Origin of the sequence: Alloprevotella rava, assembly GCF_014195585.1 — a bacterium.
GTDB classification, from domain to species: Bacteria; Bacteroidota; Bacteroidia; order Bacteroidales; family Bacteroidaceae; genus Alloprevotella; species Alloprevotella rava.
Genome location: NZ_JACICA010000018.1, coordinates 1 through 21576, shown reverse-complemented (window position 1 = coordinate 21576; position 21576 = coordinate 1). Strand labels below are relative to the sequence as shown.

Genomic DNA, 21576 nt, shown 5'->3' with positions numbered 1-21576 from the left:
AACAATTATACTTCGGTTTTAGGTCAAGGCCGAAAGGATGCGTGTGCGGTTTAACAAACTCATGAAAAAGCGTTTCTTAAACCGAATTGGGGTTATGAGAAATTGCGAACCTTTGCGCAGCGTTGGGGCAAAAAGTACCCGAGCCTTGCCCGTTTGGGCAATGAGCGCAACGCGGCCTATTTCACCTATTTGAGGTTCTCCGACAGTGTGCGCCGAATGATTTACTCTACCAACTGGGTGGAACGATTGAATAGAAGTTACAAGCGCACCTTGCTCATGCGTGGGGCGATGCCTTCTCCCACCTCTGTAGTTTATCTCTTGGGATCTGTTGCCAAGGAGAAAACAGAAGGGACATATGCAAGACGGCTGCCGTATTTTCGGGAGTGGAAAATCAGATAAAATGGTAAAGAAATATCAACACCACAAATTACCCTGATGCTTGGGGTACCCCAAGCATCAGGGTAAGGACGAGGAGAATCTTACACACTTTTTCGGACATTACCTTATCATATTTTCTTTGTGTGAAAGTTGCTATTTGGAGTTGCTTTTTTGAACTGATTATCCTTGAATTAGCGCACAAAAAACAAAACATACTTAGATAAAATGTTTTTTTTTATTGGATATGTTTGCAAACTTCGCCCCGAACCCGTACATTTGCAATGTTTTTCATGGTATTAGATTTAAGGTTAGTGAAGATTGTTTGTCGTGAGACAAGCGATTTTTAAAAAAGACTCCGCAGCCAACTGGTTGCGGAGTTCTTTCGTTTGTGGTATTCTAAAATTTATCAAATCTTCATGATAATCTCACTGAGCGATGGGTGAGCATGAATGGTGTTTCTTAGAGTGTCAATCTTTAATGATTCGTTCATCACAAGCGCAAACTCATGGATAAGGTCAGCAGCGTGAGCTCCAAGGATGTGAGCTCCAAGAATGTGTCCGCCCATATCCGTAAGCACTTTAACCAATCCTTCATCACAGCCCATTGTTAGTGCTTTACCGTTTGCACGATACATACTTTTATGTACTTCGTAATTGATCTTTGCCGACTTGAGTTCTTCCTCGGTTTTTCCAATCATGGCTACTTCTGGACTCGTGAACACAACAGCAGGGCATACTTGAAGATGTATTTGACTTTTAACTCCTAAGATATGATCTAATGCTACATAGCTTTGGAAAGTGGCAGCATGAGCCAATTGCATTCTACCATTGATATCACCAACGGCATAAATGCCTGGCACGTTGGTTTGCATAAATTCGTCAACTTCGATGCCTTTTTTTGTGTAATGAATGCCAACGTCATCAAGATTCAGGGAGGAGAGGTTGGCTTCACGGCCAACAGCCATCAAAACTAGATCAGAAGTAACACATTTCTTTTCCCCCTTCTCTTCAAATTCTACCAAATATGCATCGTCAGCTTCTTGAATACCTACGACGGCTGAACCAATCTTGAAATCGATTCCTTTTTTCTTCAGAATCGTTCGTAGCCGCTTTGCAATGTCGCGGTCGAATGGAGGGAGAATTTCTTTGCAGAATTCAATGACCGTAACTTGGCTTCCAAAGGCATTGAAAATAGAGGCAAATTCCAAGCCTATGACACCTCCCCCGATAACGCATAAGCGTTTTGGCACATATTCTAGGTTGAGCATCTCTGTGGAAGTAACAACCCCTTTACTATGAGCTCCTTCTATTGGGAGAAACTTAGTGGTTGAGCCAGTGGCAATGATAATATTGGGAGCCGTGAAGACTTGATTTTCTGCACCTATAGTGTGAGCATCAATAAATTTGGCATCTCCTTTTACGAAGGTGATACCAGGTGTTTTCATAAGTGCCTCAATAGCTCCAGAGAGCTTTTCTACGATTCCATTTTTCCGAGCAATGACGCGGGACATATCGAGAGAGCTCTCTTTGATATCTATGCCGAAATCCTCTGCTGCTTTTATTTCTTCTAAAAGTTCGGCATTTTTGCAGAGGGTTTTAGTCGGAATACACCCTACATTGAGACACGTGCCACCATAGTGCAGCTTTTCGAAAATTGCTACCTGCAAACCAGCTTTAGCAGCCTTTACAGCAACATCGTATCCTCCAGGACCTGTTCCAATGATAATTAAATCTTTTGTTTCCATGGCACTACTCTTTATCAAGATCTTCAAATCTGAAAATGGCAGCTTTCACAGCTTTGACATCATCAAGCCGTTTGATAGGAGTGCGGTGAGGAGCTGTCTTAAGGAGTTGTTTATCAGCCTTTGCCTCTTCTGCTATTTGCTTCATAGCTTGGATGAAATTGTCTAGCGTATTCTTGCTTTCTGTTTCCGTAGGTTCTATCATGATGGCCTCATGGAATAGTAGGGGGAAGTATATTGTTGGGGCGTGGAAACCATAGTCGAGCAAACGTTTAGCTATGTCGAGTGTTGTAACATGAGTGGGATCTTCATGCTTTCCACTATATTCTTCTTTCATTCCATTGAAGACGAATTCGTGTTTGCACAATCCTTTTATTGGCAGTTCGTAATGGCTCTTTAGGCATTCTTTGATGTAGTTCGCATTCAGCACTGCCAATTTTCCGGCCATTGCTATATTTTCTTTTCCTAAGCTGAGAAGGTAAGCATAGCTGCGGACAAGAATTCCGAAGTTTCCAAAGAAAGAACTGATACTGCCTAATGCCTCTGCATCAACACGTACAGAGTAGCTGCCATCATCTTTCTGGTAGACTTGTGGATTGGGCAAATAGTCTTCTAAGTCCTTGCGAACACCAACAGGACCTGCACCTGGACCGCCACCACCATGAGGTGTTGAAAAAGTTTTATGCAAATTGAGATGAACAACATCAAAGCCCATGTCTCCTGGTCGGCAAACGCCCAGCATAGGGTTGAAGTTTGCTCCATCATAGTACATAAGTCCGCCACATTCATGCACTAAACGTGCAATTTCTGGTATTGAGGTTTCGAAGATACCCAATGTGTTGGGGTTTGTCATCATCATTCCTGCAATATCGTCCCCTAAAAGAGGTTTCAAATCTTCTACATCGACAGTGCCCTCTGGTGTGCTCTTGACTTCAACTATTTGCATTCCGCAGACTGCTGCGCTAGCCGGATTTGTGCCGTGAGCAGAGTCGGGAACAATAATTTTTGTACGCTTAGTATCTCCACGTCTTGTGTGATAAGTACGGATGGTCATGAGTCCCGTTAACTCTCCGTGAGCTCCCGCAAAAGGATTCAGAGTAAAGCGGCTCATGCCCGTGATTTCAGAAAGAGTTTTTTGTTCCTCATCATAGAGCTTTAAAACTCCCTGCGCTGTTTCTACGGGTTGAAGAGGATGTATCTGGGTAAATCCTGGTAGGGCTGCAACTTCTTCGTTGATTTTGGGATTATACTTCATCGTACAACTACCGAGAGGATAAAAGCCAGTATCAACACCAAAATTATTATTGCTGGCATTTGTGTAATGGCGAACAACTGTTAGTTCGTCGGCCTCAGGGAGTTCTACTTTGTTGGATCTTAGAAGGGTAGATGGTAGTTCTGCTGTCTTGTAACCTTCTATTTTACTTTTGGGTAAAGAATATCCAACGCGTCCTGCTTTGGAAATCTCAAAAATTAAATTCCCATAATATACATTATTCATAGTGTTTCCCTATTTTACTTGATGAGTTGAATGTATTGATCGATTTCTTCTTTGCTGCGTTTTTCAGTGACGGCTATAAGAATGTCGTTTTCAGAGTTCTCTATTTTGACTCCTGGGAAGATATGATGCTTTTCTATACTTTCACGAATGAATTTATCTACATTGCCTTTGTAACGCAAACAGAATTCGTTTAAAAAGGGTTTGTCGTAAACTTGTTTGAACTTACCAGTTTTGAGGAGTTTATCATGTAAATAGTGTGCACCAGCATAGCTTTGTTCGTTTACTTCTCTGAGCCCTTTCTCTCCCATAAGGCTTAAATAGATTGCAACATACAAACACATGACACCTTGGGCTGTGCAGATATTAGATGTTGCTTTCTCTCGTCGGATATGCTGCTCTCGAGCTTGTAATGTAAGGACAAAGCAACGCTGACCATTAGCGTCAGTTGTTGCACCGACAAGGCGTCCAGGCATCTTACGAACGTGTTCTTTCTTCGTGCAAAGATAACCGATATAAGGTCCTCCAAAATTAAGCGGGAATCCAAGACTTTGTGCATCGCCACAAGCAATGTCTGCACCCCATTCTCCTGGAGTTTTCAGTACACCAAGTGCAGAAGCCATAGAGTTGATAACAAAAAGTGCTTTATGAGAATGACATAGTTCAGCATATCCATCGAAATCTTCAATAACGCCATAGTAGTTGGGTTGAGCAACGATAATGCCTGCTACTTCCTCCTCCTGGAGGCGTTTAGCTAAAAACTCCTTATCTGTTACACCGTGAATGGCAGGAATACGTTCTAGGTTTACGTTGTGGAAGTTGGCATATGTTTCAACAACTCTAAGCGTGTTAGGAGCAAAAGTATCAGAAATAAGCACCGTGTTTTTTTTGCGTGCAGCATGAATACACATCATCATGGCCTCAGCTGTGGCAGTTGCACCATCATACATGGAAGCATTACTTACTTCCATACCTGTCAGGCGAGCCATCATTGTTTGGTACTCAAAGATGTAAGCAAGCGTGCCTTGGGATATTTCAGCTTGATACGGGGTATAAGAAGTTGAGAATTCAGAGCGAGATGCAATGTAGGGAATGATGCTTGGTTGGTAGTGATCATAAGCCCCAGCACCGGCAAAGCATATCGGAGTGATATTTGCTTCGGCTAAATCTTGAAGTTTTTTGCGAACTTCCATTTCGGATTTTGCTGAAGTAATATTCAGTTCTTGTTTGACTTTCAGTTCTTCAGGAATTTCTGCATAGAGTTCCTCAAGTGAGTTCACACCAATCGTCTTCAGCATTTCCTGAATTTCTTCTTCTGTGTGTGGAAAGTATTTGTACATGGTATAGGGAAAATTAAAAGATTTGGCTTTAGATTCAAAGGGGTGAATCTAATTGCCAAATCCTAAATGTTCTTTATTATTTGCAGATATCGGTATACGCTTGAGCGTCCATCAGGCTTTCAAGTTCAGAAGGATCTGAAAGTTTGACCTTAATAAGCCAATTTGAATAAGCGTCTTTATTGACTAACTCGGGCTCATCTTCAAGGACTTCATTTACTTCGACAACAACGCCACTAACAGGTGACGTTAAGTCGCTTGCTGCTTTAACGCTCTCTACAGAACCAAAACTGTCACCTGCGCTTATTTCTTCATCAATTTCTGGGAATTCAATATAAGTTACGTTTCCCAGTTGTTCTTGTGCAAAGTCGGTAATGCCGATATATGCATATTCGCCTTCTACTTTCACGAATTCATGCGACTCACTATAATAGAGTCCTTCAATGATTTTTGCCATAATATTTATATTTGATTAGGTTTGCCGTCTTGTCTTTTATTTTTTATAATTCTTCTGATAGAAGCGTTTCTTCACCACAATACCCTTGCGTGGCTTATTGTGGATTAAAACATCTACAGGAGTTTCAAGTTTCGCATAGTTTTTATCAATGAGAGCCATACAAATAAATTTTCCTGTCGATATGGATTTATATCCCGTTGTTACATATCCGATATCTTTTCCTTCAGCTTGTACAGGATACCCATTGCGAGGAATACCTTTCTCTTGAAGCTCAATACCAATAACTCGCTGCTTATATGTCTTGTTCTCTTTTTGATCTACGCAAGCCTCTTTCCCAAGAAAATTATCCTTTTCAAGCTTTACGAACATACTGAGTCCGCTCATGATAGGGCTAATTTCATCTGAGAGCTCATCGCCATAGAGTGGGAGGCCAACTTCAAAACGCAGAGTGTCTCGACATCCTAAGCCACAAGGTTGAATGCCTGCCTCAATAAGTTTATCCCAAATAAATTGTATGATGGTATGAGATGCATAGATTTCAAATCCATCTTCACCTGTATAGCCCGTACGTGAGATGATTATTTCTTCGTCCTCAAAGTGGATAGTCTTAAAGGTATAAAAAGTAAGATCACTGCACTTTATTCCTAAAACATTTTCTACGGTTATTTCACTTTCTGGACCTTGAATGGCAACTTGTCCATAAATGTCGCTTAGGTTTTCTGTCTTTACATTGAAATCCTTGGCATATTGAACGATATGTGCATAGTCTTTTTCTATGTTTGCAGCATTTATGACAAGGAGAAAGTCTTGTTCACCCATTTTATATACCAAGAGGTCGTCAATAGTTCCTCCATTTTCATGAAGCATCATGCCATAGAAAATTTTACCAATCTCTGCATCTTTAATATCGTTGGTAAAAATGTACTGAACAAATTTTTCCGCTTCAATCCCAGTAACTTTAACTTCGCCCATATGGCTTACATCGAAAACTCCGACTTTCTGCCGTACGGCTTCATGTTCAGCAACAATATTATCGTAGTATAGAGGCATATCAAAACCTCCAAACGGAACCATATTGGCCCCTAATGCTACGTGTTTGTCATGTAAACAAGTTATTTTATCCATAATTGATTATTTAGGTTTTAGATGTTATTTCACGGACACAATAGATTGAGAAGCTCATCCTCGCTCAGGTTACGAATTAGTTTTTCGGGATGATGTAGGTCTAGGATATGCTTTAACTCAGCTCGATTGTATGGTATTTCATGGAATAGATTATAGAAAGCATCTTTTACGTTCTTTCCAATTTCAAAGAAGTCTCCAGAAAGTGTTATAGAATCTATAAGTGAACCACGAAGGGTTATATTTACTTGGACTGTTCCGCACTGCTCAATACGCTCTGTTCTGCAAATGTCAGACTTTGCCTTGTGTCCCCATAGATAGGTTGGAGCATAGTAGGTCTGTTCTAAATCTTCAATTGATTTTATATCTTTTTCTGAAAGTTCCAAACTCTTATTGGTAAGCATGGCTATTAGCCGAGAGCGCAGAGTAGTAACATCGAAAGGTAAGTATTCCTTGAGTTCACCAATACGGCTTTTAACGCTAATGACGCCCTTTGACTCTAGCTTAGCTTTATCAGGGGTTAGCGCACCGATCATTTTCTCGACATCTGTTCCATAGAGCATAGTTCCATGTACAATATTTCTATTTGCTTGATGATAGAATGCATTACCGCAAACTTTTCTGCCATCTTCAAGAATAATATCATTACGACCCGAGACCTTTGTTGGAGCGCCTAGCTTTCTTAATCCTGCAGATACAGTTTCTGCATATTCTGCAAAAAGAGATTCAACATCGCATGCAGGCGTGATTAAGCTAATCATTATGTTATTGCGGTCGGCAAAGATTGTTCCTCCTCCACTTTTTCGACGACACAAGTCTATCCCATTTTTGTTGCAGAAATCCACATCTAATTCTGAATGTGGAATTTGATTTCTTCCAAAGACACAAGTAGGGGATAGCTGCCATGTAAATATATAGTTATCTTCATTAAAAGTTTCTGCTACGTATTCTTCTGCTGCAAGATAGAATGCAGCTCGCCTTTCCTCACAATTAGGAGGGAATACTACGTGGCAGGCTGGGAAGTGTTTGCTTTTCTCGCTCATTGTATTCGATTATTTTGCCTCAAAAATACAGAAAGATTCAATAAATAAAGGAATATTACAGTTTTTTTTCTTGTAATACTCCTTTTTTCTAATTTCTGCATAAAAAAGGCACAAGTCAAGAGACCTGTGCCTTAGAAATTATATCTGTTTTAAATCTAGCTTAATAAATAATTCATCTAATTGTTTAGGATCAACCGCTGTTGGGGCATCGAGCATAACATCTCTACCGCTGTTATTCTTTGGGAAGGCGATGCAGTCGCGAATACTATCGAGTCCAGCAAAGATACTTACCCAGCGATCCAAACCATAGGCGAGACCACCATGAGGAGGTGCACCATATTTAAATGCATTGATTAAGAACCCAAATTGTTCTTGTGCCTTTTCAGGAGTAAAACCAAGGACTTCGAATATTTTAGCTTGGAGTTTGGCATCGTAGATACGAATGCTCCCCCCACCAACTTCTATACCATTGCAAACCATATCGTAGGCATCAGCACAAGCTTTTTCAGGTGCAGTATCCAGTAGGGCTATATCAGAAGGTTTCGGACTTGTGAAGGGGTGATGCATTGCCATGAGTCGCTGTTCCTCTTCGCTCCACTCGAACATGGGGAAATCAACGACCCACAAGAGAGCAAATTTATTATGGTCGCGGAGCCCTAAGCGTTCTCCCATCAACAAGCGAAGCTCACAGAGTTGCTTGCGTGTTTTCATTGCATTTAGGCCAGAAAGGATAAGGATTAAATCATTAGGATTAGCCCCCATTGCTTCTTGGAGCTTTTGCAAAACATCTACACTATAGAACTTATCAACACTAGATTTGATTGTTCCATCTTCATTGACTTTTGCGTAAACAAGTCCCTTGGCTCCAATTTGTGGACTCTTTACAAAGTTTGTAAGTTCATCCAGTTGTTTTCTAGTATAATCAGCGCAACCAGGGACACAAATACCTCCAACATATTCTGCTTCATTGAAAACGCTAAATTCGCCAGAGCCTTTAAGGATGTCCATTAACTCGACAAACTCCATACCGAAGCGCATATCAGGTTTGTCAGAACCGAAGCGCTTCATGGCTTCAATCCATGGCAAGCGGAGGAATGGTTCATTTCCTAGTTCTACACCGCGTACGGTTTTGAACAAATATTTAGCCATTCCCTCAAAGGTGTTGATGATATCGTCCTGTTCTACGAAACTCATTTCGCAGTCAATCTGTGTAAACTCTGGTTGACGATCAGCACGAAGATCTTCGTCACGGAAGCACTTTACAATCTGAAAATAACGGTCTACGCCACCTACCATGAGCAATTGCTTTAGGGTTTGAGGGCTTTGTGGTAGTGCATAGAATTGTCCAGGATTCATACGGCTCGGAACAATGAAATCGCGTGCTCCTTCAGGAGTGGAACCAATGAGAGCAGGAGTTTCAACTTCCAAGAAGCCTTGTGAGTCAAGATAGCGACGAACTTCAAGTGTCATTTTGTGGCGAAGTTCCAAATTGCTGCGAACAGCATCACGTCTGATATCTAGATAGCGATACTTCAAGCGGAGGTCGTCGCCACCATCTGTGTTATCCTCTATAGTAAAGGGCGGAGTAAGAGATTCATTGAGGACATCGAGCATGTCGACGAGAATTTCTATTTCTCCTGTTGGCATCTTGTCATTCTTAGAAAAGCGTTCGCTTACAAGGCCTTCTATCTGGATAACATATTCACGTCCTAACTTATTAGCGCGGTCACATAGTGTAGCGTTGGTTTCATTGTTAAAAACAAGCTGGGTAATGCCATAACGATCACGCAGATCAACGAACGTCATACCTCCCATTTTGCGAGTTCTCTGTACCCAGCCAGTCAAAGTAACTTTTTGACCAACATTCTTAATGCGTAACTCACCGCATGTGTTAGTTCTATACATCGTTATTTATATTTTGATTTTTTATTTCGTGCAAAAATACAATTAAAAGGTGAAAAGAAGTAGCAATCAAATTATTTTCTTGAGCGCGAAACTACTAAGTCACGTTCTAATTTATTACTTTTGCAACAAACAAAATTTGAAATTATGAAAGAAAGAATTTTCTTGGTCTATCTTCTTGCATTCTTTATATCTGTTATCGGCATGGCACAAACAAGTCGTGACGCGCAAGCTGCGGCTAAAATATATGCTTATGGTGTGTACTATTTTAATGCTAATGGCAAACTCATTCGTATGCAGCCATTGAAAAATGCAGGTATGAAGCAAAAGGGAATACTTCGTCCTAAAAGTGTATTATATTTTTAACGGAAATAACTCAACGAATTCTAGTGAAAATGGGACTTTCTATATCTCAACATTAGGGAGCACCCAAAACATTGACAACTTCCACTTGATTCAGCTGGAGTGCAAGAACGGACAACGCTGGTACAAATATGTGAAAGTCGTGGGCTTCGGTAAAGTGAAAGAAGAACCTGTTGGAATTCCAGTTGTTACTACTGAATTGAAGCACGGCATTTATAAGCTGACTCCTGCTCTGCCATTATCTAGAGGCTGTTATGGTCTTTTCTATAATTATAGTAATGGTGTTCCTACTGAAATTTATGATTTTGATGTCCTATTTTAGGAGCGCTGCAGAGATGATAGACTCAATTTTGATTGAACTAAGCATTCTATATCGCAACTTTATTATCTGTTATAGAATTTAGGCGAAAAAAAAGCCAATAATATTATTGTTGATCAAGCTTCTCTTTTTATACTTTTAATATTTTCTCCGCAATACTATTTCTCTAGTATTGTGGATTTGTTTTTTAGGAGGAAAAGTTTCTTGTTATTCAGAGTGAAAATAGCGGACTTATCTAGGGAGGTGAAGAAATATCCTTATTGCGTTTGAAAATGTCCTTATTGTGTGAGCTGACATCCTTATAGTGTTTGAAAATACAATAAGGATATTTAGGAGAATATGCATATTAGTAGTGGTACCAGATTTCTTGCAACACTGGCTTTGGCAAAGCAGGAAGAGAATGCAGGAAAAATGATCGTAGCCTTACTTCCAGATACAGACGAGCGTTATCTGAGTATGGGTATTTTAGAGTAATAATGTAAAATTATTTGCAACTTCTTTTCAATAAAGGGCTCTTTTTGTGGCTTCTTTTTTGAAAAGTATCTTGCCTATATAATATCTTATTCGAAATTAAATCGCTAAATTTGCGCGCTGTATATACTTTCTTTTATATAAACCACATGAATTTGGATGCACTAACAGCCGTATCGCCAATTGACGGCAGATATCATCAGAAAACAGTTAGTTTGGCCCCGTATTTTTCGGAACAAGCGTTGATGAAGTACCGAATTTGCGTTGAAATTGAATACTTTATTGCCCTTTGTGAACTACCATTACCGCAGTTGCAGCATCTTGATAGTAGTTTGTTCCCACGCTTTCGTAGTATCTACGAGAACTTTTCTGAAGTAGATGGACAACGTGTGAAAGATATAGAAGCAGTGACCAATCATGATGTTAAGGCTATAGAGTACTTTATCAAGGAAAAACTCGACGAAATAGGTGATTGTGACACTTACAAAGAGTTTATTCATTTTGGTTTGACTAGCCAAGACATCAATAATACATCATTTCCAATGATGTTGAAGGAAAGTTTGAAGGACGTGTATCTGCCTCTTGTTGATGAACTTATTCAGCAGTTGAATGCCTACGTTGAGGATTGGAAAGATATCCCTATGTTGGCAAAAACTCATGGACAACCAGCTAGTCCTACGCGTCTTGGCAAGGAAATTCATGTGTTTAGTTACAGACTAGAACAAGCTAGAGTACAATTAGATAAAGCTGTACAAGAAATAAGTGGTAAGTTTGGTGGTGCAACAGGAAATTTCAATGCACATCACGTGGCTTTCCCTCAGTATAATTGGACTGAGTTTGCTAATAACTTTCTTGAGAAAAGTCTGAATATTCAGCGCGAACTGTTTACAACGCAGATTTCGAACTATGACAACTTCGGACAGGTCTTTGATGCTATGAAGCGTTTGCAAACTATAGTAATGGACCTGGATAGAGATATCTGGCAGTACATTTCTATGGGCTATTTCAAGCAGAAAATAAAGAAGGGCGAAGTTGGATCAAGTGCAATGCCTCATAAAGTGAATCCCATTGATTTTGAGAATTCAGAAGGTAATATTGGTTTGTCCAATGCTATTCTAGAATTCTTGAGTCGGAAATTGCCCATCAGTAGGTTGCAGCGTGATTTGACGGATTCAACGGTTATACGTAATATAGGTGTTCCTATGGGGCATGGAGTTATAGCTCTTCAAAGTACTCTTAAGGGTTTGCGAAAACTTGTTTTACATAAAGAGAATATTGATGCAGATTTGGACAATTGTTGGCCAGTTGTTGCAGAGGCTATTCAAACCATCTTGCGCAGAGAGGCTTATCCTAATCCCTATGAAGCCCTGAAGGCACTAACAAGAACCAATGAGGCGGTTACTGCTGAAACAATACTTGAGTTTGTTGAAGGGCTAGATATTAGCGAAGATGTAAAAGCAGAACTACGCGCCATTACACCACATAATTACACAGGTTTATAAACTACTAACTACAAAATAGCCGCGAGGCTAATATAACTTAATAACAATGAGTGATTTAGAAAACAATTTTTATCAGGACGGAGGCCATCGTGATGATTTCCAGCCGTCAAGTAACAAATCCAACGCTTTTCAGCAGCGTTCTTCTCGTCCCCGTTTTAATCGAAATCAGCGAGTAGGAGGTTACTCTTCAAGTGCAGGACAAAATCGCCAAGGCTATCGTCCTCGCTTTAATCAGAATAGGGAAGACTATCAACCGAACAATCGATATAATGAAGAGGAAAGAGGCGAACAAGGTTTTCGTCCGCGGTATAATCGTGATAATGGTTATCAGCCGCGTTCCAACAATTATAATCGTCAAGGCTCATACAATCGTCAGCAAGGCGAGTATCGTCCTCGCTATTCACAACAAGGTGAAGGTGGCTACCAGCCACGCCAGTATAACCAAGACTATGGTAATGAAGGTCAAGGTAATTATCAACATCGTTCTAGCGGCTATGATCGTCAAAATAATGGTTATGTGCGCCAAAGCAATGGTTATAACCGTCAAGGAAATAGTTACGATCGTCAACAACGTGGTGGCTTCAATCGTTCACGCCAGCAACGTTCATCGAGTGGTTATGATCCACATGCAAAGTATAGCCACAAAAAACGTATTGAATATAAGGAGAAGAATATTGATCCGAATGAGCCAATACGTTTGAATAAGTATCTTGCAAATGCAGGTATTTGCTCACGTCGAGATGCAGACAAATATATAGAAGCAGGCGTTATCACAGTTAATGGCGAAGTTGTAACAGAACTTGGAACAAAGGTGCTACGTACAGATACAGTTCTCTTCCATGATGCCCCTGTAAAGATTGAGCATAAGGTATATATTCTTCTCAATAAGCCCAAAGGCTATGTGACAACAAGTGAAGATCCACAGAATCGTAAGACAGTAATGGATCTTGTTCGCGGTGCGTGTCCTGAGCGTATTTATCCTGTTGGCCGTCTAGACCGTAATACAACCGGTGTGTTGCTTTTGACAAATGATGGTGAAATGGCTGCAAAGCTCACACATCCCCAGTTCATGAAGAAAAAGATATATCATGTATATCTTGATCAAAATGTTTCTGCTGCAGATATGCGCCAAATAGCAGAAGGCATTACACTTGAGGATGGTGAAATCAAAGCTGATGAAATCCAATATGCTAGCGATACAGATAAGAAGCAAGTCGGTATTGAGATTCATAGTGGAAAGAATCGTATTGTCCGCCGAATTTTTGAAAGTTTGGGCTATCATGTTAACAAACTAGATCGCGTATTCTTCGCAGGTCTTACTAAGAAGCATCTAAAAAGAGGGGATTGGCGTTTCCTCACAGAGGAGGAGGTGAATTTCCTTCGTATGGGGTCATTTGAATAATTGATAATATGAAACGTACAAAAATAATTGATGTACTGAAGCGCACAGATTTTGGTGCTGAAGTACTTGTTAAAGGCTGGGTTCGCACTCGACGTGGCAGCAAAAGTGTAAGCTTTATCGCTCTTAATGATGGCAGTACAATTAAGAATGTACAAATAGTAGCCGATAACGAAAAGTTTGATGAGGACCTTCTCAAAGATATAACAACAGGTGCTTGCATTAGTGTAACAGGAACATTAGTTGAAAGTCAAGGCTCTGGTCAGGCTGTGGAAGTTCAAGCAACACAGATAGAACTCTTAGGTACTTGCCCTGCTGACTATCCTATGCAGAAAAAAGGTCAAAGCTTTGAGTATATGCGTAAATATGCTCATCTTCGTCTTCGTACGAATACCTTTGGTGCTGTCTTCCGTATTCGTCACAATATGGCGATGGCTATTCACCGGTATTTTCATGAGCATGGATTCTGCTATTTCAATACTCCAATAATTACGGCTAGTGACGCTGAAGGCGCTGGCGAAATGTTCCAAGTAACAACATTAGACTTGGCACGTACAGGAAAGGAAGAGAAAGTTCCTTATGATCGTGATTTCTTTGGCAAGAAAGCTAGCTTAACTGTTAGTGGACAATTAGAAGGAGAACTTGGAGCTACGGCTTTAGGTGCTATCTATACCTTTGGCCCTACTTTCCGTGCAGAAAATAGTAATACTCCCCGCCATTTAGCAGAGTTCTGGATGATTGAGCCTGAAGTAGCTTTTATGGATCAGACAGAGTTGATGGATCTTGAAGAAGATTTCATTAAATACTGTGTACAATGGGCTCTTGACTACTGTATGGATGATTTAGAATTCCTCAATAAGATGATTGATAAGAATCTTATTGCAACTTTGCAGTCTGTTGTGAAGGAAGACTTTGTGCGTCTTACTTATGCTGAAGGACTTCAGATTTTGGAGGAGGCAGTAAAAAAAGGGCAGAAGTTTGAGTTCCCAATTACTGGTTGGGGAATGGATTTAAGCAGCGAGCATGAACGTTATCTTGTTGAAATTCATTTCCAACGCCCTGTGATTATGACAAACTATCCTAGCGAGATTAAGGCCTTCTATATGAAGAAGAACGAAGATGGAAAGACTATGCAAGGGACAGATGTTCTTTTCCCGCGCATAGGTGAAATCATCGGTGGTTCTGTTCGTGAAGAGAATTATGAAAAACTTGTTGGTGAAATAGAAGTACGTGGAATGGAAGAGAAAGACTATGGCTGGTATCTAGATACTCGCAAGTATGGTTCTTGCCCTCACGCAGGATTTGGCCTTGGTTTTGAGCGCTTAATTCTGTTCGTTACAGGAATGCAGAATATTCGTGATGTTATTCCTTTCCCAAGAACTCCTAAATCTGCTGAATTTTAAAATCTAGCTTTGGGCTTAGATTATAATAAAAGGGACTTTCATCTGAAAGTCCCTTTTATTGTGCTTTGTATTTTTACTTCTCAATAAGTGCAACAGCGTAAGTAGATATGCCCTCTTCACGTCCTGTAAAGCCTAGCTTTTCAGTAGTTGTTGCTTTTAAAGAAACCTCTGAAACTTCGATCTCCATCAAGGATGCCAATGTTTCTTTCATTTTCTCAATGTGGGGATTAAGTTTTGGATATTCGGCACAAATAGTTGCATCTATATTGCCAATGTTCCAGCCAGCCTTGTGCAGAAGATCTGTTGTTCTCCTAAGAAGAATTTTGCTATCAACATTTTTGTATTCTGTAGCAGTATCAGGAAAATGGTAGCCTATATCGCGGAGATTAGCAGCTCCAAGTAGAGCGTCGCATATTGCATGTATGAGTACATCTGCATCACTATGTCCTAATAAACCTTTGGGATTTTCTATAGAGATACCTCCCAACCATAACTTGCGTCCTTCTACTAATTGATGGACGTCATAACCAAAACCAACTCTTATCTTAACCATAATAAAATGTTTATCTTCTGCGTCCAAATAAATCTTTGATACCATCCATATCAAAACTCAAACCTACTCGGAATGTTTGGTCGAGAGGATTAGACGCACTGGTTGCAACTACGTAACCTGCATCAATAGATAGTACATTCATACGGAAACCTGCACCAACTGAAAAGAAACTACGCCCGCCTTGTGAGACATTTTCATTGTGGTAACCTCCACGGAGAGTGAATTTATCATTGTAAGTATATTCAACTCCGACTCCCCAATTGATTTCTTTGAGTTCTCCCTTAAAACCATCGGGCGCATCGCTAAAACTTTTGAAAATACCCTTTATGGAACTCATGTCATAGTACTTTTCACGTACACGCTCGTTATAATCTTCATTGCTCTCATCTGCATTTCTAAGCGGCATCGAAGGAACTAGCAATTTGTTTGCATCAGCACTAAATGAGATGCGATTGTATTCATTGAGTGGTATCATCAAGCTCCCACCTATACGCAAATTTGTAGGAATGAAGTATGAATAATCGCCCCCGTAATTTATCTTTGAACCAATGTTACTAACGTTGACACCAAAGGCAAGTTGACTCTCACGGCTTCCCAGCATCACATATTTGTTCCAATACATTGCTATGTCAGCAGCAAAGGCTGATCCCGCTTTTGTATTGTCATCATAGTGACCGCTCAAGTCAGAGTACATGTATCGAAGAGCTACAGCAGCAGAGAGGTTATCACTCAACATTCTACTATAGGCCATGTCAATTCCAAACTCATAAGGTTTTACAGTCATTGCGTTGTCATTTGCTACAGAAAAATCACCCAATGAGAAGTAACGCACAGAAGTACTCAATGCCTGATAGTCTCCTAGACGAATATAGCCTGTTGCATTCAAGAGAGCTATGCCTGTTGTAATCTTACGCAGCCACGGCGTATAGTTAAGAGAAACTCCAGCTCTACTAATTGTAAAGGGATATTTTGCAGGATTCCATTGCTGTGCATTAACATCTGGTTCGGTAGCAGCACCAATGTCACCCATACCACCAGCACGGGCATCAGCTCCAATGCTCTGCGAAGTAACTGCTATTAGAATAGGGTTAAATTTGTCACGTATATCGTCTTCTTTATTTGCAAGTGCGGGGCTTACAAGAAAGATTGTTGCCAAAAATAATTGTATTCTATTCACTTTTCTGTTAGTTTTCTGTTAATACTATAACGAAGATAATCTATGTTTATTGTTCTTTTTGCAAAGTGCGGCAGGATGATATTATTTTATTGTCTGACGATTATCATCTTCTTGCTCTTTGTCGTTATTTTCTTGTTGCTTGACGAAATGATAGATCGATAGATATAAACTCCTGCAGGCACAGGTCTATTTGCATAATCTATCAGCGACCAACGGATGGCGTCATAACCTGCATTAGCAGAAACCGAGGACTTTTCATTCCAAATGCGGCGTCCAGCTAGGTCATAAACTTCTACTGTGATATCTGACTTTTCATTAGAACTTTCTAAAGTAGTGACGAATGTAGTTGTCGTATATGCTGGGTTGGCAGTGGCGTTCACGTCATAACCTCCTGTGAGATCTTCGCTGACGAAAAAGTTGAGTGATACTGTTGTTGAGTTATCATTTACATCCCAAGCTCGAAGTGTTAACTTATGTCTGCCAGGCGAAAGATTTGTGAGTGGATATTGTATTGTCCCAGAAGTCGTACTTCCAAAGTTATAAGCAAAATAATCGTTCAAAACTATGATATTATTAACTTCACCATCAAGGCACAATTCTATATTGTGACCTATGCCCAGTCCATTGGCATTTATGCCTGACATATCGTGGAGAGTTGCTCCGAAGAGGGCTGAAGTGGAAATATAGCCACCATCTGGAAAATCTGTAGAGTTGAGATATACAAAAACTTTAGGGCCAAGTGTATCGCTGTTTTGCATTTGTATTGTTCCATTGAGATGGAACTGAGTAGTAGAGCCATGCGATTCTTCTGAATGATCTTCGTTGACGGCATAAAAGAACATTCTTCCTGTGTCTTCGGAATAGCTAATATCTCGCGGTACGACAACGTTGAGTTTGAAACGACCAGCACAAACTGAGTCGCTACCTTCAAAGAGCGCATTTTTACGATCTTGATAGACCATCGCTTTTTGGTTCGCGTTGTTATTATTTTTGCAAGTAATGTTTTCTAATCTGTCGTAGAGAGAGCCTGTAACTGTTCCATTAAAATCGGTTGCTACAACGCCATTTTTTACAATATGACCTGCAAAGCGTACCTTTTGACCAGCCTTTAGTTGAAGATTAGTGCCAGAGGTTATAGCTTGTCCATCAATGCTGTCTACTACAATTTTTCCGCGTGGAGCTGTAAGCGTGAGAGCAGGGTCTCCGAGTAAAGCATATTTAAGTTTATTCATAGAGCGATCGCCTGCACTTGCCACTAAGCTAACCTTTGCTAATCGCATTGCATCTCCTAGTGTATAAGGTTTCCCGTTGCTGTCGCTTGAAAGAACATAACGTGAGTAAGCTGCATTTAGAGCACGATTGTATATAGCGTAAACAGAGCGCGTAGCACAAACTATTGCAACAGAACCTTGCTTTGTATTGAATAGTGTTGCACGTCCGATATCTTCCATTTGTTGATCATAAGGAGTAATCTCACAGGATGCAAAAATCCAAAGCGGCATATTGCCATCCGTAGTTTTCTCAAAGTCGGAGGTCTGTAGCAATTTGTTATGGCTCAACTGGCGTGGACTTCCATGTCCCGTGTAGTTGAAGATGAGAGCTCCTCTTTTCAGCTCCTCTTGTAGCATACGCGTTACTTGAGGAAAAGAATTGCCTGTAGCAGAAGTTGTAATCGGGTAAGCATCCCAGTAGTATTTCTTTATTATTAGTTCATCATTAGCATTCTGTATGTTTTTTACAGTTGTCTCACTGTCCTCTTGATGGAGATTATTATCTCCATTGTCTGCTAGCATTATTACTCGGTTCTTCCAAGATCCGACATTTTTATTCTCCATATATTCTAGTGTTTTGTCCACTAGAATTTTAGCTTCTTCTTCAGTTGTGCAGATGAAGCGACCAATACCGATATCTACTTTATCCCTATTAGCAATGGCTATACCTTCACCATCATCAAGTAGACCGTAGTAGTCATCTGTCACATAACTATGAAGTGTTCCATGAGGAATATTTATAAGGTGATCATTCTGGCTCACTTCAAACGCCAATAATAAATCTTTTGCTGAAAGCGAGCCGCCTATCAACAAGCGATTATCCCAATAGCAGTTGCCGAAGAGTAGGAGATATCTAGGCATATCTGCTGTTGTTTTTGCTCTGTCGTAAAGCATTTTTAGGTATCGGCGGTAAGCAGTAGCATCTGGTGTACCAGAAGAGAACTCATTATAAAGTTGGTCTGCTCTAACAATTTTTACGCGTAGGCCTTCAGCTCCATGGGCTGCTGCTAAACGCTCAGCTTGCTTCTTTAGCTTACCACTCTCTGGAATGATGATGACCATATCTTGTGCTGAATCTGCATGTAAGTCTTGGTTTTCTACCATCCCTACTCGAGAAGGTTCTGCATAACTCTTTGATACATCCACAAAAATGTAACGCTGCTTCACATCGTCTATTTGTGCTATAGCTTTTGTTCCATTGATGGTGGTTTTCACTATGGTTGTTGGGACAGAGGCAGAAGCGATGCACCAAAGTTGAGTTGAAGTGTTTGCATTTTCTGCAAGCACCACTGGCGCAGATGAGCTCACTGTTGCTGGAGAAAATACAAAGGGGACTGAGGCATCTAATTTTCGAGGATAGGATGCGAGGATATAATTGAGACGTGCCGAATTCCCCGCAGTTGTAGTTATTTTAAAAGTGTTATTCTCTAGAAGAGAATCTATTGAAAATAGTGCACGCGTTTCTCTAGCACTTTCGGTTTCACTATCGTAAGTGCTGATTGAGAAATTTCCAAGACTTAATCCATTTGCCAGTGTTTCAACATTTGTAGCCTTTAGTGTAGATGCTGCACTTACAGCTACTGCAACTTTTGCAGTCCCACCTGCAAATCCTGGCGTAGACAGTGTGAACGACTGGGTATTGTTGTTAATAAAATCATAGTTTGAGAAAAATTCTGTACCTCCTTCATACCAGGCAAAAGCATCCTTTTCATACAATGCAGGAATAATGGAAGAAGTAATAGTGTCAGTAGTAGCCGCTATAGGTTCTACTACTTTCATCTCAAGCGGAGAATCGCCTTCTGTAATAAAGTAGTAAGAACCTCGGGAATAGGTGTTTTGCATGCGGTTCCATGCATTTTTTATTGCATCCCAACTCCACCGCAGTGTTCCCTCTGCATAAAAAAGCATAGAGCCTTTCCTACGCCAAGTTGCAACCTCACAAAGATCGTCAATGACACTATTGTCACCTGAAAACTCTAAATTTTGTGGCAATATGCGGCCACCATATCCGTAGATTTTAACGCGATTTATATTGCTAAACCCCCAACTTTTAAGTTTTGAGGCCGTCAGTTGGTAGATACCTTCTTCTGGAACGCTAATTTTTATCCATTTCCCTTTAGATAAAACGCTATGATTTGTATATCGTTGATTCAAACTGGGTAAAGCCTGTGCTTTGCGTACCATTACACGTGGCTTAGATACTAGTTGAATTTTACAGCCAGTCATGCGCATCCAATCTCCATTTCGATAGACAAAAGGAGTAAAATTCACATCTAAAAAACCTTGCTTCCGACTGATGGATAGTGATGTTTCCACCGAGGGAAGTTCTTGAGCTAACACACCTTTCTTTTTTAAAAGTTCTGTTTCTGCTTTGGTAGTCAAACGGAATTCGGGATAGATAAAATTCACGGACCATATAGAGTCAGCATAGTTTTCCCCCAAGTTAAACTGTGTAGAGAACAAAGTTCCTGGCGGAAAATCCTTTTCTGCAAAAGATGTAAATGGTTGGGCTATAAGAGAAATAGTTCCAGAGAGCCCTATGAGGAGTGTCAATATTCTTTTCGTATGCATATTTATTATAACGAAAACCTACCTAAGATTATTGTATTTAGTAACTTTGCCACCCAAGGCTGAAGAGGAGGGAAACAAAAGAAAGAGCCCAACTCCCAAAGAGAGTTGAGCTCCAAGTCGGGGCGACAGGATTCGAACCTGCGACACCCTGGTCCCAAACCAGGTGCGCTACCGGACTGCGCTACGCCCCGTTTAGCGAGAGCAAAAGTAATTCTAATTTTTGGAATAGCAAAGACTTTTTATGAAGATATTTATACTTAGCAACAATTACACCGAAATTGGAAGCATTTTTATGATTCCTGATACTGCGCTGAATCAAATAGGGCGACCTGCTTTTTTACCTGATTATGCACTTCCAGCAGTAGGACGTGCTCACCTTGTTATTCGTATCAATCGCTTGGGGAAAGGAATTTCAGAACGTTTTTCTTCTCGATATTTTTCAGAAATAACAGTAGGAGTACATTTTACAGCCTCACAGTTATTGAAAGAACTTCAAGAGCTTCGTGCTCCTTGGGATCTTGCTGTTGGTTTTGATGGGGCTGCCTCTATAGGGCGTTTTGTGCCTATGGGAAAGTTCTGCAATCATCACATAGAGATTCTTGCAGGAAAAAAAAGCCTTTGTGAATACGATACTCAAGAGATGTTAGTAAAACCTAACGAAATTGTTGCTAAGCTTAGTAGAACTTACCGACTATGTCAAGGAGATTTGATCTTTCTTGGTTCACCTATGATTTTCAGTACTGATATAGACACGCGGATTACGCTGTCTTTAGATGGTTCTTCTCTTTCTTCTTTTATGGTGAAATAAATAGCTTACTTCTCCAAGAATGACGGATGAATTCTGGTGCTATTATTGTAAGAGTCTACAAATGTAATAAGCCTATCAACTGACATCCTTATTGTGCCTGAAAATATCCTTATTACCCCAATTCGGTTTAAGAAACTCATGAAAGAGCGTTTCTTAAACCGAATTGGGGTTAAAAGATTATTATCGTGGGATTTTCCCATAAAAGATTGTAACACTTTAAACATTTATCATTATGAAAAAATTACTACTCTTTGCTATCGGAGC

At 40.3% G+C, this 21576-nt stretch carries 16 protein-coding genes, 1 tRNA gene and 2 pseudogenes; 8 read left to right on the top strand and 11 right to left on the bottom strand.

The genetic code is table 11. The annotated features are described in order from the left end of the window. Positions 1-90: 90 nt before the first annotated feature. Positions 91-399, top strand: a pseudogene (locus FHS60_RS09980) (transposase); the annotation flags it as partial. Between the two features lie 385 nt (positions 400-784). Here FHS60_RS09980 and lpdA read toward each other — a convergent pair. The 7 genes from lpdA to aspS form a co-directional block, all read right to left on the bottom strand. Beyond that, on the bottom strand, positions 785-2122 hold the full coding sequence (gene lpdA / locus FHS60_RS09975) for a dihydrolipoyl dehydrogenase (protein ID WP_183698099.1): 1338 nt from the start codon (positions 2120-2122) through the stop codon (positions 785-787). 4 nt (positions 2123-2126) lie between these two features. Then, positions 2127-3617: an aminomethyl-transferring glycine dehydrogenase subunit GcvPB gene (gene gcvPB, locus FHS60_RS09970; protein ID WP_183698097.1), complete on the bottom strand. Its 1491-nt coding sequence runs from the start codon at positions 3615-3617 to the stop codon at positions 2127-2129. 14 nt (positions 3618-3631) lie between these two features. Continuing rightward, on the bottom strand, positions 3632-4954 hold the full coding sequence (gene gcvPA, locus FHS60_RS09965; RefSeq protein ID WP_183698095.1) for an aminomethyl-transferring glycine dehydrogenase subunit GcvPA: 1323 nt from the start codon (positions 4952-4954) through the stop codon (positions 3632-3634). 76 nt (positions 4955-5030) lie between these two features. Then, positions 5031-5408 (bottom strand): glycine cleavage system protein GcvH, encoded by a 378-nt coding sequence (gcvH, locus tag FHS60_RS09960; protein WP_183698093.1) that lies wholly within the window; start codon positions 5406-5408, stop codon positions 5031-5033. 36 nt (positions 5409-5444) lie between these two features. Further along, a complete protein-coding gene (gcvT, locus tag FHS60_RS09955; protein ID WP_183698091.1) occupies positions 5445-6533 on the bottom strand; it encodes a glycine cleavage system aminomethyltransferase GcvT in 1089 nt (362 codons plus the stop codon). A gap of 29 nt (positions 6534-6562) precedes the next feature. After that, positions 6563-7573 (bottom strand): lipoate--protein ligase, encoded by a 1011-nt coding sequence (locus FHS60_RS09950; RefSeq protein WP_050801298.1) that lies wholly within the window; start codon positions 7571-7573, stop codon positions 6563-6565. 138 nt (positions 7574-7711) lie between these two features. Next, positions 7712-9478, bottom strand: coding sequence for an aspartate--tRNA ligase (aspS, locus tag FHS60_RS09945; RefSeq protein ID WP_183698089.1), 1767 nt, complete (start codon positions 9476-9478; stop codon positions 7712-7714). A gap of 144 nt (positions 9479-9622) precedes the next feature. Between aspS and FHS60_RS09940 the strand changes: the two genes are divergently transcribed. The 6 genes and pseudogenes from FHS60_RS09940 to asnS all read left to right on the top strand — a co-directional run bounded on the left by FHS60_RS09940 (position 9623) and on the right by asnS (position 14932). Then, positions 9623-9841 carry a hypothetical protein gene (locus FHS60_RS09940; RefSeq protein ID WP_183698087.1) on the top strand — a complete coding sequence of 73 codons (219 nt, stop codon included), beginning with the start codon at positions 9623-9625 and terminating at the stop codon, positions 9839-9841. Continuing rightward, positions 9825-10160: a hypothetical protein gene (locus tag FHS60_RS09935; RefSeq protein ID WP_183698085.1), complete on the top strand. Its 336-nt coding sequence runs from the start codon at positions 9825-9827 to the stop codon at positions 10158-10160. Before FHS60_RS09940 ends, FHS60_RS09935 begins: the two co-directional genes overlap by 17 nt. Positions 10161-10502: 342 nt before the next feature. Beyond that, a pseudogene (locus tag FHS60_RS10450) lies at positions 10503-10631 on the top strand (cysteine synthase A); the annotation flags it as partial. Between the two features lie 146 nt (positions 10632-10777). Then, positions 10778-12130 (top strand): adenylosuccinate lyase, encoded by a 1353-nt coding sequence (gene purB / locus FHS60_RS09930; RefSeq protein WP_183698083.1) that lies wholly within the window; start codon positions 10778-10780, stop codon positions 12128-12130. Positions 12131-12176: 46 nt separating this feature from the next. Further along, positions 12177-13532, top strand: a complete 1356-nt coding sequence (locus tag FHS60_RS09925) for a pseudouridine synthase (RefSeq protein WP_183698081.1) — start codon at positions 12177-12179, stop codon at positions 13530-13532. Between the two features lie 8 nt (positions 13533-13540). Further along, positions 13541-14932 carry an asparagine--tRNA ligase gene (asnS, locus tag FHS60_RS09920; RefSeq protein ID WP_183698079.1) on the top strand — a complete coding sequence of 464 codons (1392 nt, stop codon included), beginning with the start codon at positions 13541-13543 and terminating at the stop codon, positions 14930-14932. A 73-nt stretch (positions 14933-15005) separates the two neighbouring features. On the opposite strand, the gene ispF is transcribed toward asnS, so the two are convergent. The 4 genes from ispF to FHS60_RS09900 all read right to left on the bottom strand — a co-directional run bounded on the left by ispF (position 15006) and on the right by FHS60_RS09900 (position 20695). After that, on the bottom strand, positions 15006-15485 hold the full coding sequence (gene ispF / locus FHS60_RS09915) for a 2-C-methyl-D-erythritol 2,4-cyclodiphosphate synthase (RefSeq protein WP_183698077.1): 480 nt from the start codon (positions 15483-15485) through the stop codon (positions 15006-15008). Positions 15486-15495: 10 nt separating this feature from the next. After that, positions 15496-16662 carry a type IX secretion system outer membrane channel protein PorV gene (gene porV / locus FHS60_RS09910; RefSeq protein ID WP_183698076.1) on the bottom strand — a complete coding sequence of 389 codons (1167 nt, stop codon included), beginning with the start codon at positions 16660-16662 and terminating at the stop codon, positions 15496-15498. 86 nt (positions 16663-16748) lie between these two features. Then, positions 16749-20504 (bottom strand): type IX secretion system sortase PorU, encoded by a 3756-nt coding sequence (gene porU, locus FHS60_RS09905; protein WP_183698074.1) that lies wholly within the window; start codon positions 20502-20504, stop codon positions 16749-16751. Between the two features lie 117 nt (positions 20505-20621). Continuing rightward, positions 20622-20695 (bottom strand) — tRNA-Pro (locus FHS60_RS09900). A 50-nt stretch (positions 20696-20745) separates the two neighbouring features. On the opposite strand from FHS60_RS09900, the gene FHS60_RS09895 reads away from it, so the two are divergent. After that, positions 20746-21312 carry a fumarylacetoacetate hydrolase family protein gene (locus FHS60_RS09895; RefSeq protein ID WP_183698072.1) on the top strand — a complete coding sequence of 189 codons (567 nt, stop codon included), beginning with the start codon at positions 20746-20748 and terminating at the stop codon, positions 21310-21312. The last annotated feature ends 264 nt before the right edge of the window (positions 21313-21576 follow it).

Excerpts from the sequence above, each read along its gene's own strand:
- FHS60_RS09940 (WP_183698087.1), top strand. The coding sequence starts at position 9,623 with ATGAAAGAAAGAATTTTCTTGGTCTATCTTCTTGCATTCTTTATATCT.
- gcvPB (WP_183698097.1), bottom strand. The coding sequence starts at position 3,617 with ATGAATAATGTATATTATGGGAATTTAATTTTTGAGATTTCCAAAGCA.
- aspS (WP_183698089.1), bottom strand. The coding sequence starts at position 9,478 with ATGTATAGAACTAACACATGCGGTGAGTTACGCATTAAGAATGTTGGT.
- purB (WP_183698083.1), top strand. The coding sequence starts at position 10,778 with ATGAATTTGGATGCACTAACAGCCGTATCGCCAATTGACGGCAGATAT.
- lpdA (WP_183698099.1), bottom strand. The coding sequence starts at position 2,122 with ATGGAAACAAAAGATTTAATTATCATTGGAACAGGTCCTGGAGGATAC.
- porU (WP_183698074.1), bottom strand. The coding sequence starts at position 20,504 with ATGCATACGAAAAGAATATTGACACTCCTCATAGGGCTCTCTGGAACT.
- FHS60_RS09925 (WP_183698081.1), top strand. The coding sequence starts at position 12,177 with ATGAGTGATTTAGAAAACAATTTTTATCAGGACGGAGGCCATCGTGAT.
- gcvH (WP_183698093.1), bottom strand. The coding sequence starts at position 5,408 with ATGGCAAAAATCATTGAAGGACTCTATTATAGTGAGTCGCATGAATTC.
- FHS60_RS09895 (WP_183698072.1), top strand. The coding sequence starts at position 20,746 with ATGAAGATATTTATACTTAGCAACAATTACACCGAAATTGGAAGCATT.
- gcvT (WP_183698091.1), bottom strand. The coding sequence starts at position 6,533 with ATGGATAAAATAACTTGTTTACATGACAAACACGTAGCATTAGGGGCC.
- asnS (WP_183698079.1), top strand. The coding sequence starts at position 13,541 with ATGAAACGTACAAAAATAATTGATGTACTGAAGCGCACAGATTTTGGT.
- gcvPA (WP_183698095.1), bottom strand. The coding sequence starts at position 4,954 with ATGTACAAATACTTTCCACACACAGAAGAAGAAATTCAGGAAATGCTG.
- ispF (WP_183698077.1), bottom strand. The coding sequence starts at position 15,485 with ATGGTTAAGATAAGAGTTGGTTTTGGTTATGACGTCCATCAATTAGTA.
- FHS60_RS09950 (WP_050801298.1), bottom strand. The coding sequence starts at position 7,573 with ATGAGCGAGAAAAGCAAACACTTCCCAGCCTGCCACGTAGTATTCCCT.